General features: G+C 63.1%; 19 protein-coding genes and 1 pseudogene. 10 read left to right on the forward strand and 10 right to left on the reverse strand.

Features of this window, described 5'->3' with window-relative positions; genetic code table 11:
• A partial coding sequence (locus VKR55_RS32535) for a His/Gly/Thr/Pro-type tRNA ligase C-terminal domain-containing protein (protein WP_324409504.1) occupies positions 1 to 416 on the forward strand: 416 nt, incomplete at its 5' end.
• Between the two features lie 2 nt (positions 417 to 418).
• On the opposite strand, the gene VKR55_RS32540 is transcribed toward VKR55_RS32535, so the two are convergent.
• A complete protein-coding gene (locus VKR55_RS32540) occupies positions 419 to 790 on the reverse strand; it encodes a helix-turn-helix domain-containing protein (RefSeq protein ID WP_324409522.1) in 372 nt (123 codons plus the stop codon).
• A 10-nt stretch (positions 791 to 800) separates the two neighbouring features.
• Positions 801 to 1,103 (reverse strand): type II toxin-antitoxin system HigB family toxin, encoded by a 303-nt coding sequence (locus tag VKR55_RS32545; protein WP_324409505.1) that lies wholly within the window; start codon positions 1,101 to 1,103, stop codon positions 801 to 803.
• Positions 1,104 to 1,257: 154 nt separating this feature from the next.
• Here VKR55_RS32545 and VKR55_RS32550 point away from each other — a divergent pair, with 154 nt between their 5' ends.
• Positions 1,258 to 1,821, forward strand: coding sequence for a nitroreductase family protein (locus VKR55_RS32550; protein ID WP_324409506.1), 564 nt, complete (start codon positions 1,258 to 1,260; stop codon positions 1,819 to 1,821).
• A gap of 6 nt (positions 1,822 to 1,827) precedes the next feature.
• On the opposite strand, the gene VKR55_RS32555 is transcribed toward VKR55_RS32550, so the two are convergent.
• Both VKR55_RS32555 and VKR55_RS32560 read right to left on the reverse strand, forming a co-directional pair.
• Entirely contained in the window at positions 1,828 to 4,284 is a 2,457-nt protein-coding gene (locus VKR55_RS32555; protein ID WP_324409507.1) for a putative bifunctional diguanylate cyclase/phosphodiesterase, read from the reverse strand.
• Between the two features lie 189 nt (positions 4,285 to 4,473).
• Positions 4,474 to 5,532 (reverse strand): hypothetical protein, encoded by a 1,059-nt coding sequence (locus VKR55_RS32560; RefSeq protein ID WP_324409508.1) that lies wholly within the window; start codon positions 5,530 to 5,532, stop codon positions 4,474 to 4,476.
• 223 nt (positions 5,533 to 5,755) lie between these two features.
• Between VKR55_RS32560 and VKR55_RS32565 the strand changes: the two genes are divergently transcribed.
• The gene (locus tag VKR55_RS32565; protein WP_324409509.1) at positions 5,756 to 6,790 is read left to right on the forward strand and encodes a patatin-like phospholipase family protein; all 1,035 of its coding nucleotides are present in this window, start codon (positions 5,756 to 5,758) and stop codon (positions 6,788 to 6,790) included.
• A gap of 21 nt (positions 6,791 to 6,811) precedes the next feature.
• Here the strand turns inward: VKR55_RS32565 and VKR55_RS32570 are convergent, their stop codons facing one another.
• On the reverse strand, positions 6,812 to 7,243 hold the full coding sequence (locus VKR55_RS32570) for a CBS domain-containing protein (protein WP_324409510.1): 432 nt from the start codon (positions 7,241 to 7,243) through the stop codon (positions 6,812 to 6,814).
• A 224-nt stretch (positions 7,244 to 7,467) separates the two neighbouring features.
• Positions 7,468 to 8,286 carry a rhomboid family intramembrane serine protease gene (locus VKR55_RS32575; RefSeq protein ID WP_324409511.1) on the reverse strand — a complete coding sequence of 273 codons (819 nt, stop codon included), beginning with the start codon at positions 8,284 to 8,286 and terminating at the stop codon, positions 7,468 to 7,470.
• A gap of 454 nt (positions 8,287 to 8,740) precedes the next feature.
• Between VKR55_RS32575 and VKR55_RS32580 the strand changes: the two genes are divergently transcribed.
• From VKR55_RS32580 to VKR55_RS32605, 6 genes and pseudogenes are all read left to right on the forward strand, one after another.
• Positions 8,741 to 9,292 (forward strand): PAS domain-containing protein, encoded by a 552-nt coding sequence (locus tag VKR55_RS32580; RefSeq protein ID WP_324409512.1) that lies wholly within the window; start codon positions 8,741 to 8,743, stop codon positions 9,290 to 9,292.
• A 752-nt stretch (positions 9,293 to 10,044) separates the two neighbouring features.
• Complete coding sequence (locus VKR55_RS32585) at positions 10,045 to 10,671, forward strand: DUF1326 domain-containing protein (protein ID WP_324409513.1); 627 nt, start codon at positions 10,045 to 10,047, stop codon at positions 10,669 to 10,671.
• Positions 10,653 to 11,510, forward strand: a complete 858-nt coding sequence (locus tag VKR55_RS32590) for a DUF2182 domain-containing protein (RefSeq protein WP_324409514.1) — start codon at positions 10,653 to 10,655, stop codon at positions 11,508 to 11,510. The genes VKR55_RS32585 and VKR55_RS32590 overlap by 19 nt, the downstream gene beginning before the upstream one ends.
• Positions 11,511 to 11,729: 219 nt before the next feature.
• Entirely contained in the window at positions 11,730 to 12,308 is a 579-nt protein-coding gene (locus tag VKR55_RS32595; RefSeq protein ID WP_324409515.1) for a hypothetical protein, read from the forward strand.
• Positions 12,309 to 12,460: 152 nt separating this feature from the next.
• Entirely contained in the window at positions 12,461 to 13,153 is a 693-nt protein-coding gene (locus tag VKR55_RS32600) for a response regulator transcription factor (protein ID WP_324409523.1), read from the forward strand.
• 430 nt (positions 13,154 to 13,583) lie between these two features.
• Positions 13,584 to 14,528 (forward strand): annotated as a pseudogene (locus VKR55_RS32605) (sensor histidine kinase); the annotation flags it as partial.
• Positions 14,529 to 14,821: 293 nt separating this feature from the next.
• Here the strand turns inward: VKR55_RS32605 and VKR55_RS32610 are convergent.
• The gene (locus VKR55_RS32610; RefSeq protein WP_324409517.1) at positions 14,822 to 15,010 is read right to left on the reverse strand and encodes a hypothetical protein; all 189 of its coding nucleotides are present in this window, start codon (positions 15,008 to 15,010) and stop codon (positions 14,822 to 14,824) included.
• Positions 15,011 to 15,210: 200 nt separating this feature from the next.
• On the opposite strand from VKR55_RS32610, the gene VKR55_RS32615 reads away from it, so the two are divergent.
• A complete protein-coding gene (locus VKR55_RS32615) occupies positions 15,211 to 15,597 on the forward strand; it encodes a VOC family protein (RefSeq protein WP_324409518.1) in 387 nt (128 codons plus the stop codon).
• Here the strand turns inward: VKR55_RS32615 and VKR55_RS32620 are convergent.
• The 3 genes from VKR55_RS32620 to VKR55_RS32630 all read right to left on the reverse strand — a co-directional run.
• Entirely contained in the window at positions 15,594 to 15,983 is a 390-nt protein-coding gene (locus VKR55_RS32620; RefSeq protein ID WP_324409519.1) for a PaaI family thioesterase, read from the reverse strand. The genes VKR55_RS32615 and VKR55_RS32620 overlap by 4 nt on opposite strands.
• A 23-nt stretch (positions 15,984 to 16,006) precedes the next feature.
• Entirely contained in the window at positions 16,007 to 16,276 is a 270-nt protein-coding gene (locus VKR55_RS32625; RefSeq protein WP_324409520.1) for a hypothetical protein, read from the reverse strand.
• Between the two features lie 103 nt (positions 16,277 to 16,379).
• A partial coding sequence (locus VKR55_RS32630) for a xanthine dehydrogenase family protein molybdopterin-binding subunit (RefSeq protein ID WP_324409521.1) occupies positions 16,380 to 17,376 on the reverse strand: 997 nt, incomplete at its 5' end.

Raw genomic sequence — 17,376 nt, forward strand, 5'->3', positions numbered from 1 at the left:
TCTTCGGCTCTCTCGAGCGTTTTATCGGCGTGCTGATCGAGAATTACGCCGGCAAGTTCCCGCTCTGGCTCGCCCCGCTCCAGGTCGTGGTCGCCACCATCACCAGCGACGCCGACGCCTATGCGCAGGAGGTGAAGGCCGCCCTCGCCGCTGCCGGCCTTCGCACCGAGCTCGACATTCGCAACGAGAAGATCAACTACAAGGTCCGCGAGCATTCGCTCGCCAAAATCCCGGCGCTGCTCGCCGTCGGCAAGAAGGAGGCCGAAAGCCATACGGTTTCGGTTCGCCGGTTCGGCCACGAGGGGCAGAAGGTGATGGCGACCGATGAGGCGTTGGCCGCGCTGGTCGACGAGGCGACGCCGCCGGACATCAAGCGGGCGCGGATGGCGGCGGCGGACACGGCCGCTGTCACCTGAGGTCAGGCCGCCTTTTGTTGCCGAACCTTGATGAGCGACTCAGCGGGAATGCCGAGTCCCTCATGCAATCGCCTGATCATGTTGAGCGTTAGTTCGCGTCGCCGATTGAGCACCTCGTGCACGCGGTTTCGGCTGCCGATGAAAGGAATAAGATCGCGAGGTTGCAGCCCACCCTGCTCCATGTGGTATTTGATCGCTTCCACAGGGTCGGGCAGATCGATCCGATAGTGCTTTCGCTCCCATGCCTCCACGAGCGTGACCAGAACGTCCAGCCGATCCCCTTCGGGTGAATTGCGCCGCGCGTTCATCAGTCCCTCGATTTCGCGAAGGGCACGGCGATAGTCGCGATGCGATTTGATCGGTGCGATATTCATTGCCCGGACCTCAAACGGTTTGAGCGTCAATCGTATCATATTGACGATGGGTTCCGATGAACCTGATATAGACGACCCGATAAGGATAGTTGATCCAGACAACAATGCGGTACTTGTTGCCAGTTAAGTTAAAGACCACGCGGCCGTCCTTGAGAATACTCGCGCTGCGGATGTCCCGCTTGACGTCCGATGGCCTTGCCCAATCGGCTTGCCGCACCTGTCTGAACCAAGCCATGACCGGCTCGCGTGCGTCGGCGACGCTTGCGCCACGGTTTAGAAAGGCCTTGATCGTGCTGAGCGCAATCACCCTCACCCAAGCAATCTAGCATAGTCCCATATTGGGACCAAGACTTTTTGTGCGCGACCGAGGGAGTTGGCCCAGTTCTTCAAAATTGCTCCAAATTCCCTTCCAACTGACCTCCCCTTCTCCTATCTCTAGACAGTCCGTCACTCTCGAAAGAATCATCGTGCCCGACGCCATTGAACTCCTGAAGACCCGCCGCTCGATGAAGCCGCGCGAGATGACTGGGCCAGGCCCCTCACCCGCCGAGATCGAGACCATCCTCACCATCGGCGCGCGGGTGCCCGATCATGGCAAGCTCACGCCGTGGCGGTTCATCCTGTTCGAGGGCGATGCCCGCGCCCGCGCCGGCGAGATCATCGCCAGGGTGTTTGCGAAGAAGAATCCGCAAGCGGCGGCGGCCGAGATCGAGGTCGAGAGGAAGCGGCTCACCGATGCGCCGCTCGTCATCGGCGTCGTCAGCTTCACCAGGCCGCATCCGAAGGTGCCGCCTTGGGAGCAGGAAATGTCGGCAGGCGCCAGCGCGATGAACATCGTCACCGCGGCGACCGCGCTCGGCTATGGCGCCTGCTGGCTCACCGGCTGGTTCGCTTTCGACCGCGACGTGCTCGATGGCTTCGGCTTGACGGCAGACGAGAAACTCGTCGGTTTCATCCATATTGGCACGCCATCGAAGCCGAGTGAGGATCGCCCTCGCCCGGCGCTATCGGACATCGTCACGCGGTTCTGAATGCCTTTACGCGGCCTGCGAGCTGCGCACGCCGAAGCGATACAGCAATTGCGCGATCTCGCTGGCCGGCTTTGCGGCGCTGAACAGAAAGCCCTGGACCTGGTTGCAGCCTTCGGCGCGGAGCCAGTCCAGCTGGTCGATCGTCTCCACGCCCTCCGCGGTCGTGGTGATGTTCAGGCTGCGGCCGAGGCCGGAGATCGCGCGCACGATCGCGACGCAATCGGAACGCTTGGCGAGATCCTTCACGAAGGAACGATCGATCTTGATCTTGTCGAAGGGGAAGCTGCGCAGATAGCTCAGCGACGAATAGCCGGTTCCGAAATCGTCCATGGAGATGCTGACGCCGAGCTCACGAAGCTGATGGAGGATGGCGAGATTGGCCTCGGTCTCGGCCAGGAACAGCGATTCGGTGATCTCGAGCTCGAGCCGCTTCGGCGATAGCCCCGAATTCGCCAGCGCCGAGACCACGACCTGGACCAGATTGCGGCTGCGAAACTGCACCGGCGAGAGGTTCACGGCCACCTTGACGCCCGCGGGCCATTTCACCGCCTCGCTGCAAGCTTCGCGCAGTACCCATTCCCCGATCGATACGATCAGGCCGATGTCCTCGGCGACCGGAATGAATTCCGCCGGAGAGATCATGCCCTTGTCGGGATGCCGCCAGCGCAACAGCGATTCAAACCCGCTGATGCGGTCGGTCGCGACATCCACCAGCGGCTGATAGTGCAGCTCAAACTCGCCGTTGACGAACGCGCGGCGCAGGTCGAGCTCCATATCGCGGCGCTTCTGCGCCTGACGGTCCATCTCGCGCTCGAAGAAGCGGTGCACACCGCCGCCGTCCTCCTTGGCCCGATAGAGTGCGAGATCGGCATTGCGCATCAGCTCCTCGCTGGTCCTGCCGTCGCCCGGCGATAGCGCAATCCCGATGGAGGCGCCGATCACAACCTCGTTGCCGTCGATATCATAGGCCGCGCTCAAGACCCGGATCAGCCGCGCGGCGAAATCGCTCACCTCGTTCGGCGAGACGTCGGTAGCCAGGATGATCGCGAATTCGTCGCCGCCGAGGCGCGCCGCAAGATTGTTGCCGCGAGCCTGCGCGCGCAATCGCTCGGCAACCAGCTTCAGCAGGCGATCGCCGATCGGATGACCGAGCGAATCGTTGACGTTCTTGAAGAGGTCGAGATCGACGCAGAGCACGGCGACGGGCTTGTCACTTTCCAGCACCTCCTTGAGCCGCTCCTGAAACAGCTCGCGGTTTGCCAGATTGGTCAGGCCATCATGATGCGCCATATAGGCGATCCGCGCTTCCGCCTTGCGCCGCTCGGTGATGTCGACCACCGCGACCATGAAGCAATCGCGGCCGTCGAAGGCGACGCGGCGGCCGTAGGTCAAGACGTGGATCTCGCTGCCGTCGGCCTTGAGGTGCCGCCAGTTGCGGCCCGAATAGTGCGAGACACCGATCTGCTGCAACGCCTTGGTGTGCGCAGACCATTCATCCTGCGGCCAGATCTCCTGCAGCTTCATGTCGAGGAATTTGGCGCGGCTATAGCCGTAGTGCTGGACCGCGGCGTCATTGACGCCGAGGAAGCGCGTGGTTTCAACGTCAAACACCCACATCGGCATCGGGTTATGGTCGAACAGGAGCCGGAACGAGGCCTCGCGCCGCTTCAGCGCGGTGACGTCGGCGATCGTGAGCGAGAGCATGTCGCCGAAGGCGCTGGCACCCAGCTGCAGGTTGCGGTCGTCGCTGTCGATTTCGAATTGATCGCGGCCGTTCCTTGCCACGATCGCAAGCAACCGGTCGGCGACCTCGCGCGCGCACAGCAGGTTGCCGCCCTCGCTGAGGCGGCGCCATTGCAGGTTCGGCGCCGGCACCTTCAACAGCGCCGACGCGGCCTGATTGTGGTGCACGATCTGAAAGTCGAAGGGCCTTTGCCGCGCGTCGCGCAAGGTTGCAAGCGAGAGCACGCCCTCTTCGGTGTGCGCGAAGACCGCATCGAGGAGGTTATATTGCGCGTCACGCTCATTGACATAGGTGCCGACCAGCGTGCCGCCCCAGCGCGAGGCCGTCGGCAGCGCCAGCACGTCGTAGGTCCTGACCATGCCGTCGCGCACGCAATGCGCCACTGCAAGATGCGGATGCCCGCTCGCAAGCGCGATGCCGGCGGATTCGGAAAGCGCGGTCGCGCAATCCGGCGACAGCACATTGAGCGGAATGTCCCAGCGCTCGTCATTCAGCCATTGCTGGACGTAGCGGCCTGTGCGCGAGACCTCCATCGCCTCGCGATTGGTTTTCAAAAGCACGATATGGTCGGCGATGCGGCCGAGGCTGCCCAACATCACGTCTTCGTAGCGGGGAAGCCTTTCGCCGGGACGCATCGCCGCCTGCCATTTGCGCCGCAGGACGGGCAAGTCGTCGAATAGTTCTGTTTTTAGTTTCCTGGATGTCTGCTTGGCAACCATGACGTTCCCCACGGCTTTCCCACCGGGCGCCATCCAAGAGAGAGCGGTTTAATAGCCCGTAAAAAATCGCCGAGCCCGAGGGCGATGCCGCGATTATGACAGTTTTAAGTCATGCGATGGTTAGTGCGTGTTACGAACTATGACAGCTATCGCTGATTGCACGCGTCTTGTTTGCGCATCATGCGGCGGCTAGCGCGCGACGACCTCGACTTCGCCGTCGACGCCGTTCACGACATTGAAGGGCCGCTCGTAGACTTTGCCTTCGTTCTTGGCGATCGCGCGATACTCGCCTTCCGACAACACCATGCGCGGAAACGCGCCGATCGTCTCCTTGATCACGTCACCACCCGGCGTGATCACCGACCAGGCCGTGTTGGCAAGCGCCTCACCGCCCTCGCCTGACACCAGCTTGAGCGTGATGACGGCGGCACGATGGGTGACGACGACGTCATCGAGCTTGCCGGCCTGCACGCGGATGTCGGAGCGCACCACCGAATTGGCGTCGCCATAGTTGGAGATGATGTAATAGATCCCCTCGGGCAGCAGCACGAGATCGCCGGCGGCGACGCTCGGCACCAGCGGCGCTCGGTCGCCGCCTTCGAACTGGCTACCCTTGTAGATCGCAAACGAAATCTGATTCTGTGGAATCTTGGACGTGCCGACCCGACCCTCGATGCGCAGGCCGCCCGCCGGCAGCAGGAATAATTCGTGGTCTGTCTCGGCCTTGAGCGTCACCGCGCGCACGGCGCTGACGAGGCCGAGCGTGACATGCACGACGTAACCGCCCGGCGGCAGCACGATGTTGGGTGCCGGATTGCGATCCTCGCGGATCATCTTGAAGGTACCGGTCTCGTCCGGGTGGTCGGCGAAGATCCGCCAGACGAGGCCGCCGTTGATCGCCGGCATGTCCTTGCCATAGCGCGCCGACAGCGCCAGCACGGCCTGTCCCGGCGCGCCGCCGCCCGGGGGCGCAGAGGCGATGGAGGGCTGAGTGAGTGCCGGCGGCAGGCTGGATGGGGCGCCAACCGGAGGCGGTATGGCGGCACCGGGCCCGGAGGGCGGCGCCAGACTTACGGCCGCACCGGGATCCGGCACGGAAGCCGGAGGTATCGGCGGCGGGCGGTCACTGAAAAACTGGGCATTGGCCGGAGAGGCAACGAAGGCGAGCAGAAGGGCGCCCAGCGCAAGGGTCGGCCACGCGTGCTCCGCGCGCCGCCATCGGAAGATGCCGTCACCCCCTGTTCTCATCCCTCTGCTTTTTCACCGAAAACGCGGCAAATTCAAGCCGTCCCGCGCCCGGATTGGCCAAACGAACGAGCTCTCCAAGGAACTCCGGGAGTGACCGGGAATTGATTTTATTGGTCGCGATCAAGTCGTAATCCCTCTCTAACCGCGGCATAAACCATGCTTGCGGTAGTTTCTGGCGGGGCCGGGCCGCAATCAATAGTCTGGGCCCCACCAGGAGATTTCGGTGCTTGAGCGTTTGACGAGGCGTAGCCACAGCGATCCCGAAGGCGGCGACAAGGTCGGCCTGGGCAGCATTCGCCGGCCCATCATCGGGCTAGCGCTGGGCGGCGGCGCGGCGCGCGGCTTTGCCCATATCGGCGTGCTCCGTACCCTGCTTGCCAATGGCATTGTGCCGAACGTCGTCGTGGGCACATCGATCGGCGCGGTGGTCGGCGGCGCCTTTGCGGCGGGCCATCTTGACACGCTCGAAGCATGGGCGCGCGGCCTGCAGGTCCGCAACGTCCTCGGCTATCTCGACATCCGTCTCAACGGAAGCGGCCTGATCGGCGGCGAAAAGCTCGCCGCCCAGCTCGAAGCCTCGATCGGCAAGACCATGATCGAGGACCTGCCGATCAAGTTCGCAAGCGTAGCGACCGAAGTTCGCACCGGCCACGAGATCTGGCTGACCCATGGCCGCGTGGTCGAAGCGATGCGCGCCTCCTACGCACTGCCGGGCATCTTTGCCCCCATCCTGATCGGCGACCGCTGGCTGGTCGACGGCGCGTTGGTCAATCCGGTTCCGGTATCGGCGGCACGCGCGCTCGGCGCGGAAATCGTCATTGCCGCCAACGTGTCCAATGATGTTTTTACCCATTCCACGACCATCTACGCCCACGGCGCTCTGCGGCCGGACCCGATCGAAGCCGACACCGCGCCGACCCCACCGGCCAGGCGCCGCTTCGGCAAATTCTTCTCGCCAGAGCGCGCCGTGAAGCGCGAATTTTTCGGCGGTGGCGGAAGGCCCGGCATCTCCTCGGTCATGGTCGATGCCTTCAACATCATGCAGGACCGCATCACCCGCGCCCGCCTCGCCGGTGACCCGCCGGACCTGCTGGTTACGCCGCGCGTCGGCCAGATCGGCTGGTTCGACTTCCATCGCGCCGCCGATCTCATCGACTTCGGCACACGCGCCACGGAACGCGCGATCGATTCCATCCAGGAAGCGATCCACGTGCTGGCGCCGCCCGATTCCGTCACAGCGAAAGCGAAGGTGCCCTGAGCTCGCGTCAGGCGGTCTTGATCAGGCGGTCTTGATATAGTCGCGCAGCGCCTCCTGCTCGAGCTCGTATTCCTGCACGCGCCACTTCACGACGTCGCCGATCGAGATCAGGCCGACCAGCTTGCCGTCCTCGACCACGGGCAGATGCCGGAATTTTCCGAGCGTCATCATCTCCATGATGCCGCTGACGGTATCCGACGAACGGCAGCTCACGACCCGTTTCGTCATCACGTTGCTGACCGGCTCTTCGAGCACGGCCGCGCCACGCTCGCTCAGCACGCGCACGATGTCGCGCTCGGACAGGATGCCCTCGATCTGACCGGCCACATTGAGAACCAGCACGGCCCCGATCCGACGCTCGCCCAGAATCTTCACCGCCGACGAGAGCTTTGCGCCCGGCTGGACGCTCTCGACCTGATGGCCCTTGGTATCGAGGATAGCTCGCACCGTCATTCGTCGCCTCCCTGAATCGATAAACCCCTTCAAAGACAGGGTTCGAGTAGAAGACAACACACTCGCGCCGGTTTCGTTTCGCCCGCTTCCCGCAGGCACGGCGATTTTTCGCCGTCCGGCTCTAATCTGCTTGGCGGATGATGAATTGAATCGCGCCACAGCGCAATCCGTCACGCCACCTGACCTTGTTGTTTCCGGCGGACGATACGTCCGGAAGACCTGCGCTAGTGCGGTGGATTCGATAACGCACCTGCAGCATCGTTTTCGCGGCGCGGCACCGGATCGAACAGCGCAAATAGAATCAAACCTGCGAAAAAGCCGCCGATATGCGCCTGCCAGGCAACACTCTGGCCTTCATCCATGCCGCCGATCGTGAGCGACCCGACGCCGAAGATGATGTTCACCCCGAACCAGATCGCAAGGAACGCGAGCACCCGGCCATTGCGCAGCGCCCGTCCGAGCGACAGCGCCGGAACTCTTGCGGCGGCCTCGGCATCCCCGCGCGAGAACGACAGGAAGCTGCCCTGCACGAAGGCAAAGCGGATCGCAGCCGCCATGGTGCCGGACACCGAGGCGGACGCACCGATCATCGGCGCCAGTGCATGTTCGTGGGTGATGAGGTGGGCGAGCGCGCCGGCTGCCGCCGTCGCCGCCATGAACAGATAGAAGCGGAGTGCGCCGAAGCGCCGCGCCAGCGCGCTGCCGAACGGCAACAGCCACAGCACGTTGAAGCCGATATGACTCAGATTGGCGTGCAGCAGCGAATAGGTGACGAAAGTCCAGATTTTCGCGCCCGCGCCACCCGGAAAGGTCACGTCCAGGAGCGTGGTGTCGTAGCGCTTCGGAATGAAGCCGAGCACGTCGATGGTCCACTCCTCCCAATCCACCGGCAGCAGCACGCGCAGATGGATGATCGCAAGCAGGAGCACATAGCCCGTAAGCGCCGGCGGCAAGGTCAGGATCGGCTCGCGCGGCGCGGCCTGCGGCGCCTCCGCCGGCAGTCCGGGCGGGGTGTCCTCGATCGGTTGTTGCGGGGATTCCAAGGCGAAGCGGACCTTCAGCAGCGCTCAAATGATGATGTGGCTGAGATAGTCGCCTTTCGCCCGCCGGTGCAAGTGCGCAATCGGGCGATCATGGATTAGCAAAAGGGAGGGCGCTGAGAACGCCCTCCCTCGATGCTTTGGCCTTACGGTGCCGGGTCCGGGTGCATCCCCACCCCTCCCCGGCTGCCGCTGACCCTTCTGTTTGACGCAGCCTGTGTGCGCCTCGCGGGGCAACCTGGAGAAAACCGGCGAGGCGGGATGCGCGGACCCTAGCCGCAGATCCCGCCGCCGCAAACCGCATCGTTAACTTAACGTTAACGCCGCAAAGCGGCCACCCGAAGCGCCTGCGGCATGGACGCTGCACGGCCCCTCCGGCACAACGTTCCTCGGGAACGGGTGTGCGCGAAAGCGGGACAGAATTGTCCCACAGGTGTGGACACCGGGGTGAGTTTACATGAAGCATCCGGCTAGCCGGGAATTCTTCGCCTATTGGGACGGCCGGCGCGGCGACGCGCGGGCGCCGGACCGCAGCGACATCGATCCGAACGCCGTGCGCGAATTGCTCGGCGATATCTTCGTGCTGTCCTGCGAAGCGGGTTATCCCTTTCGTGTCGCCGGCACCCGCGTCTGTGCGCTGTTCGGTCGCGACATGAAGGACCAGAACTTCCCTGCCCTGTTTGCCGCCCAGAGCCGGCGCGAGATCGAAGAGATCACGGCGGTTGTTGCCGACGAGATGCTGCCTGCGATCGCCGGCCTCACCACCACCTCGCCGCGCGGCGTCACCACGCATCTCGAGCTTCTGCTGCTCCCCTTCAACACCCGCGCCCATGCGCCGCTCAGCCTGACCGGGCTCCTTGCTCCCTTCGATACGGCTGACGGCGTGCTCTCCGAGCTAACGCTCACCTCCTGGCGCTACATCCATCCGCCGCAGGAGCGCTTGGTTCCACGCGCGCTGCGCAAGCTGAAGGTTGCGCGGGGCTTCATGGTGTACGAGGGGCTGCGGTAGGCGCAATCGGATTCTGGTCCAACCCAAAACGCAACTTCTCCTTCCCGCGGCGCATTGCGTCCGGGTCTTGCAAGGTCCTCCGCCCTTCAGGGCGCAGAGAATGCCGGGTGCCGTTGCACCCGCAGCCTCGTGTGCAGCAAATGCGCAAAAACGCACACGAGTCATCACAGGTACAACCGAACACACTCCGGCATTCCCTGCGCGATGGTTTACGACTTATAGCGTGCTCTCCCCGGTGTCCGGGCTCTGTTAGTCACCGTCGCCTGCAATGAGTCCTTGCAGACTTGATCCCAGCATCGGGGGATCAGGACCACACGCCTTCGCCGTCCGTGCATGGCGTCCCTCGTCAGTCGACACCAACACGTCCACCGCATCCCGCGCAACGTTTCGTGACGATCGCGAAGCGCCCCTGGCAGCCACGCGGGATGATGCATACCATACAGCCGATTTGTCTTCTGAAAAAGAGAATTATTTTTCACCGGAGGGCTTGACGCGATTTCGGAAAATCAGCCCGGTCGAGCAAATCAGTTGCCCGACGCGATCGGATTGGCGACGCCGACCACGTTGAAGCGCGGGTGGGCGCCAAGCCGCTTGTGACCCGAAGGGACATGTGATGCGTGCCGACGAGGACCGCACCTGCGGCGATTGGACGTTTCACAGCCGGGTTCACGATGGCTATAATGTTGACCGACCCGCGAAAGGTCAGTTTGCATTACTCATTTCATCCGCGAACGGTTTCAAGGGAGGCAATAATGGCAGTCGATTGGCAGATATCGGGAGACTATTTCGAGAACTGCAACTGCAGCGTGGTTTGCCCCTGTCTTGTATCGAAATCGCCGCCGCTTACGTCGAAGCCAACCGAAGGCGTATGCGACGTCGCGTTGCTCTTTCACATCGACAAGGGAGCCTATGAGAGTACCGCGCTTGACAATTTGAACGTGGCTCTCGCGGTCCATACACCGGGTGCCATGGCAAATGGAAATTGGTCGGTAGCCGCCTATATCGACGAGCGCGCCAACGAAAAGCAGACGGAGGCACTCGGCGCCATTTTCACCGGAGCGGCGGGAGGACCCATGGCGCATTTTGCGCCGCTGATTGCAACCAACCTCGGCGTGAAGAAGGTTCCGATCACCTACCGCATCGAAGGCAAGACACGCTCGTGCGAAATTCCGGGCATCCTGCGCATGAGTGTTGATCCGCTGCCGACGGCACATCCAAGCGGCGAGATGTGGGCAAACGTCGGTCATCCGGTCAGTCCCGAAAAGCTCGCACTTGCGGTGGGAGCATCCGGAAGTACCTTCAATGATCACGGGATGCGCTGGGACAACTCTGGCAAGAATGGTCACTACGCGCCGATCCAGTGGTCAAGCGCGTCCTGACGAAAGCATCGCCTCTCGAAGCCATTTTGCGCCGCGACCGCGCCATCATCATTGCGTCAGTCGTGGCGCTTACCGCGCTCGCTTGGTCCGACCTGGTCTGGCTCGCCAACGATATGGCGATGGACGGCATGGACATGGCCGGCTACCGCATGATTCCCGCCGGCCAGGCATTGATGATGCCGGTGAGCTCGCCCTGGCAGCCGGTCGAATTTGCTTACGTTTTCGCCATGTGGGTTGTCATGATGATCGGCATGATGACGCCCTCAGCGGCGCCGATCATCCTCGTTTACGCGCGCCTTGGACGCCAAGCCGCAGAAAGTCGGCCGTTCCCCTCGAGTACATGGTTTGCAGGCGGCTATTTGCTGACGTGGATCGGCTTTTCACTCGCGGCGACCTCGGCGCAATGGGCCCTTGAACGTGCAGCCTTGCTCACGCCGATGATGGAAAGCGCGAGCCGAATTGTTGGCGCTGTCCTGTTGATCTTTGCCGGACTCTACCAATGGACGCCGCTAAAGGACGTTTGCTTATGGCATTGCCAATCGCCGCTCGGTTTCATCTTGAGCTGGGGCGGCTTCCAAGGCGGTGCGATCAGGTCATTGACGCTGGGCTTTCGCCACGGGGTCTATTGTCTCGGATGCTGTTGGGCGCTGATGGGCGTCCTTTTTGCTCTCGGCGTGATGAACCTTTTCTGGATCGCAGCGCTCGGTATCCTCGTCCTGCTCGAGAAAGCCATGCCGTCAGGGCGTGGGATTGCGCGGCTTGCGGGCATCGCTTTCTTCGTCGGCGGCGTCTGGATGCTGTTGCAGCCGGGCCTTGCGGCATCAACCGCGTTGAAGTGACTGGCGAAAATCGCGCGTGTGAGGATATTGGGTCCGGGTAAAGAGCCTGCGTTCAAAACGGCGCGACCGAACCATCGGCGATATCCGCTCCTCCATGCGTCACTAACTTTACAGTCAGAATCTGTCACCGTAGTCATTTGAAGTTGGCGAATGAATTGGGTCTGCTGATCATCTCCCTGCGGCGGAATGCCCGCTGCAATTCAACAATGGAGGGATGGGATGAATCACAGGCCTCTTAAGTTCCTGGCTGCTTGTCTGGCCGCCACGACGCTCGCGCTCGCATCACCGGCTATCGGTATGGGGCGAGGTGGTGGTGGGGGCGGCGGTGGCTTCGGCGGCGGTGGCGGCTTCGGCGGTGGCGGCATGCACGGCGGCGGTGGCTTTGGCGGAATGCACGGTGGGGGCGGCATCGGCGGCGGTGGCTTTGCCGGCATGCGCGGCGGGGGCGGCTTCGGTGGTATGCATGCCATGGGAGGAGGACCGCATTTTGGCGGCTTCGGCGGAGGTCCGCGCTTTGGCGGCGCACGCTTTGCCGGCATGCCGTTCTCGCATGCGGGGTTCGGGCCGCGGTTTGGGCATCCAGGGTTCGGGCCGCGCTTTGCGCACGCCGGGTTCGGTCGCCCGTTCTTCTTCCACCACCACCGCTTCTTCTTCCATCACCGCTTCCATCGCTTTGCGTTCTTTGGCGCCCCCTTCGCCTTCGCAAGCTACAACTACTATGATGACTGCTGGCGCAGGATATGGACGGCCTACGGACCGCGGTGGACCAACGTCTGCACGACATACGGCTACTACTAGTCGCCGCATGATGATCGTCGCCGGCAGGCCCTCTGGGCAGGCCGGTGGCGGCCATCACGCTCATTTGCGGGCCTCGTTGCCGAAGCTCGGCGTAACATGAGTTGAGGCTGACAGAGCCAAGACGCGAAGTGGTCGGTCGGAGACGTTTGATCATGACAGGAGGTCATCGCCGCATTCTGGTTGTCGAGGACGATCCTGAAACCGCCGGTCAGCTTGTGGAACAGCTCACGACCAGCGGTTATCAGGTGGATCTGGCCACTTGCGGGAACGATGCGCTGAGGCAAGGCGAGGCCTGCGACTATGCGGTCATCACGATCGACCGCATGCTCCCGGACATCGACGGCATCGCCGTGATGCGCCGGTTGCGCGACGACGGCATCGCCGCTCCGTTCCTGATCATCAGCGCATTGGGAGAGGTCGATGACAAGGTCCGCGGTCTGCGCGCCGGCGGAGACGACTACCTGGTCAAGCCGTTTTCCTTCATCGAACTGTTGGCTCGCCTCGAGGCGCTTGGTCGGCGCAGTGACACCGTTGCCAAGGAGACGATCCTGCGCGTGGGTGATCTCGCGATCGACCTGATCTCACGGACCGCCAGCCGGCGCGGCAGGGCTATCGACCTTCTTCCCAAAGAGTTTCAGCTCCTTGAATATCTGGTACGCAATGAAGGCCGCGTCGTATCGCGGGCAATGTTGCTGCAACACGTCTGGGACCTTCATTTCGATCCGTCGACCAACATCATCGACGTCTATGTCGGGCGGGTCCGCCGCAAGGTCGACGACCAGCAGGCCTATCCGCTGATCCATACGATTCGCGGGATCGGATACTGTCTCCGTGCTTCTGGCTAAGACGCTCACGTCATCGACGTTCAAGCTCGCGCTGATCGCGATCGGGACCTTTGGCGTGATCGTGTCGGTCATCTTCAGTTACGTCTACCTGTCGACCTCCGCTTACGTACGCAGCCGATCGGATCATTGGATCATGGCCGAGTTTACGGACCTGCGCGGTGTCTACGAGCAGTCGGGACGCGATGCGCTGATCGGCCTCATCCGACAACGCATGGCCGCCAAGGTTTTCGCGGGTCACGTCTATATCCTCTCGGATCCTTCATCCAAAGTGCTCGTCGCCAACCTCGGAGAATGGCCAGTGACAGCGATGACGCCCTCGGGGTGGACTGAGTTCCGCGTACCTGGAGCCTCGCCAGAGGCGACCAACTCGCCATTGGTGCGCGGAATGATACACACATTCCCGAGCGGCGATCGGCTGCTGGTCGGACGGGACATCAGCGACCTCGATCATTTCACCCGAAAGATCGAGAGAGCCGTGATATCCGTCATTTCACTGATATTTGTGGTTGCCGGCTTCGCCAGCATTCTGGTGACGCGCCGAACCGTGGGACGAATTGAGCTGATCAACGCCACCAGCCGGGCCATCATGGCGAGCGGTCTGGACAAGCGTATCCCGCTGCGCGGCACCCATGACGAATGGGATCGCGTTGCTGAAAACCTCAATTTGATGCTCGACCGCATCGAGACCTTGATGGGCGAGGTCAAGCAGGTGAGCGACAATCTGGCTCACGACCTTCGCACGCCGCTGACGCGAATGCGCGGCCGCCTGGAAAAGGCCTATCACGGCCAGCGCATGAGCGAGGACGCTCAGGCGCTGATCGGCGACACCATCGCCGACCTCGATGCTGTTTTGAGGATCTTCACGTCGATCACGCGGATCGCACAAATCGAGACGCAGGTGCGCAAGGAAGCGTTTCGAACCGTGAACCTGGTCGAAATCGCCCGTGAGGTCGTCGAGCTGTACGACGCTGCGGCCGAAGAGAGCGGCAGCCAGCTCACCATGAATGGCAGCGGCGAAGTGCTGACGATCGGCGATCGCGATCTGATCTTCGATGCCATCGCCAATCTCGTGGACAATGCCATCAAGCACGGCCGCGCCGGAGGGCAAGTCGTTGTCGCCTGCGAAACCGTGAACGGCAGCCCGATCGTTTCGATCACCGACAACGGACCCGGAATTCCGGCCGGCCAACATGAACAGGTGTTCAAGCGCTTCTATCGACTCGAGCAGAGCCGCTACACGCCGGGAAACGGCCTCGGACTGAGCCTGGTGGCAGCCGTCGCCCGCCTTCATGGGGCCCGTATCGAAATGTGCGACACCTCGCCTGGTCTAAAGGTCAAGCTCTGGTTCTCCGCACCGAAATCGGAGCGACAGTAGGAGCAGCTTCGGTCAATCCGCGTTGCGCCGCGCCGCCGCCAAGTTGGTCATAGCGGCTGGCCTAAAAATAATCGTTGTTCCGATTGACTCCCGTGGCATGGAGCGTAGCCTCTTCGGCGGATCGCAAAGGCTTCCCACGCCAGCAGCGCCAGAACGGGTCGCTCCCGCGAGTGCCAGTCGAAGTGGGGCGGTTCCACGTGTGGTGCACCAAAGACGGCGCCGGTAACGGCGCCGTTTTTGTTGGCCCATCTTTGTTGGCCCATCTTTGTTGGTCATCGCGTTCGTGCCAGGCCCTAATCCGGTGGCCGCAAGTCCGCCGAATTGAGCCAGCCGGCGATATCGGACGCCTTCTCCATCTGCTTGGCCCGGCGCAGGAGCGCGTCCCGTTCCTGACACGGCGGCATCATCAGGGCCTTGTCCCTGTCCTCTCGGGCTTGCTTGTCCAGGCGCTCCTGGATCGGTCGCTTGCTCGTCCGTGTCATCGAACCCTCCTTTGCAGGATGTCGTTGCGCGAACGTGGCGCGGATATTTTTCGAGACAAGGTCTTGCGGCACCTGCCGCTGCGGTTGGTTCATCTCGCGTTCATCGATTTCGCCGCGCCGGGAACTTCTGCTACGACTTCTCCAGGTGAAGCGCCGTTTGCCGCACAGGCAACGGAGACGAACGGGGGAGGAATATCCAGATGTTCTCGCACGTCATGATCGGGACCAACGACGTCGATAAGGCCAAGACGTTCTATGACGCACTACTGGGCACGCTCGGCGTGCCCCCCGGACGGGTCGACAAACACCGCGTGTTCTGGCGCTCCCGGGGCGGGACTTTCTCAGTGACGAAGCCGATCAACGGCAACCCCGCAACCTTCGCCAATGGCGGCACGATCGGCTTTGCCGCCGCCTCTCCCGAGCAGGCTGATGCCTTCCATGCGGCGGGGCTCGCGCATGGCGGCACCACCTGCGAGAACCCGCCGGGCATCCGCGAGGGCGGCGGCATGAAGGCCTACATCGCCTATTTGCGCGATCCTGACGGCAACAAGATCTGCGCGTTTCACTGGATGGGGAGAGGCGACTAAACCGGCTGCCGCTTGCGTATCCGCAACTTCGCGCGGCCGCGGGCCACGATGGTGTCGTCAGGGCTCATCACCTCGGCCTCGACGGTGGCGTCGCGCTCGTCCTTTTCGACGACGCGGGCCTTGACGGTGAGAGCGCCGATGGGCGCCGGCCGCTCGAATCTGGTGTTGAGACTGATCGTCACTGCGGTCAGCTCTTGCGGCAGCGTCGCCAGCAGCGTGATGCCCGTCGCCGAATCGAGCATCGCGGCGAGAAAGCCGCCCTGCACCGTGCCATGGCGGTTGCCGAAATCGGGCCTTGCGCGGAAGCGCAGCGTCGCCGATGCGCTCGCGGGATCGAAGCTCACCCACTCGCGGCCCAGCGTCGCAGAGCCGGGCGTGACGTCCATAAGATGAGCAGGCAGTGACAAAGTCATCGCGCCAGCGACTTCCAGCGCTCTGTCGCTTCGATCGCGGGCTGCCACAGGCTCTTCGCGGGCTGGCCGCGATGCAGCGCCTTGCCGATTTCGCAGATGGCCATGAAGGCGCTCGCGCGCGCCTCCTCGACTTCCAGCGGTTGTGCGGCTTCGGCCTGAACAAGGCCGACGAGGCCGTTCAACATCGACAACGCGGCCTGAGCCGGCTCGCGTTCGGCCGCCTTGAGGGCATCGAGAACATTGGCGACTTTCTCAGCGTCGGTCATGTGACTTGTAGGGCGGGTTAGCGATGGCGTAACCCGCCGCAACTCGGTGCGAGAGAAATGGCGGGTTACGCTAACGCTAACCCGCCCTACGGGACGTCATCCCCTACTCCGCCGCGCGCTGCACCGGCGTGTCGAGCACCTCCGATACCTTCGGCGGCGACATCGGCAGCGCGTAGAAACGCTTGCTGAGCGCATGGTAGACGGCGTTGGAGACCGCAGCCATAACGGGCACCAGCGGCACCTCGCCGACGCCCTTCACCCCTTGCGGGTGCTTCGGGTTCGGCACCTCGACCAGCGCGCAGTCGATCATCGGGAGATCCGAGCAGACCGGCATGCGATAATCGAGGAAGCCGGGATTATCGACCTTGCCGTCCTTCGTATAGATGTACTCCTCGTTGAGCGCCCAGCCGATGCCTTGCGCGACGCCGCCCTGGAGCTGGCCCTCGACGTAACCGGGATGAATGGCGCGGCCGACGTCCTGCACCGCGGTGTAACGGATCACGCGCACGATGCCGAGGTCGGTGTCGACCTCGACGTCGCAGATATGCGTGCCGAAGCCGCCTTCCGCTCCTTGGGTGTTGAGCTGCACGCCGGCGCCGATCGGGCCGCCCATCGCGGGCGCCTTCTCGGCCAACTCTTCCAGCGTCAGCGGCTCGAACTGACCGGCGTTGGGGCTGACCGGATGCGCGGCGCCGTTCTCCCACTTCACCGCCTCGGGGTCGATGTTCCAGATCTTTGCCGCGCGCTCGCGCAGCGTCTGGATGATCTTTTCCGTCGACTGCGTCACCACGATGGAGGAAGCGAACAGCACGCGGCTGCCGCCGGTGAGGTTCGAGAAGCCGACGGTTTGCGTATCGCCGATGATCACGGAGACGCGGCGGTAGTCGATGCCGAGGAGCTCGGCGCAGATGTTGGCGATGCCGGCGCGCGAGCCGCCGATGTCGGGATGGCCGGTGGTGACGACGACGTTGCCGTCCTCGGTGATGTTCACTTGCGCCGAGGATTCTCCGCCGGCGTTGAACCAGAAGCCGCTCGCGACGCCCCGGCCCTGCAGCTTGCCGAGCGGCGCGCTGTAATGCGGATGACCTTTCGCCGCTTGC

This window comes from Bradyrhizobium sp., from assembly GCF_035309285.1.
Classification (GTDB): domain Bacteria; phylum Pseudomonadota; class Alphaproteobacteria; order Rhizobiales; family Xanthobacteraceae; genus Bradyrhizobium.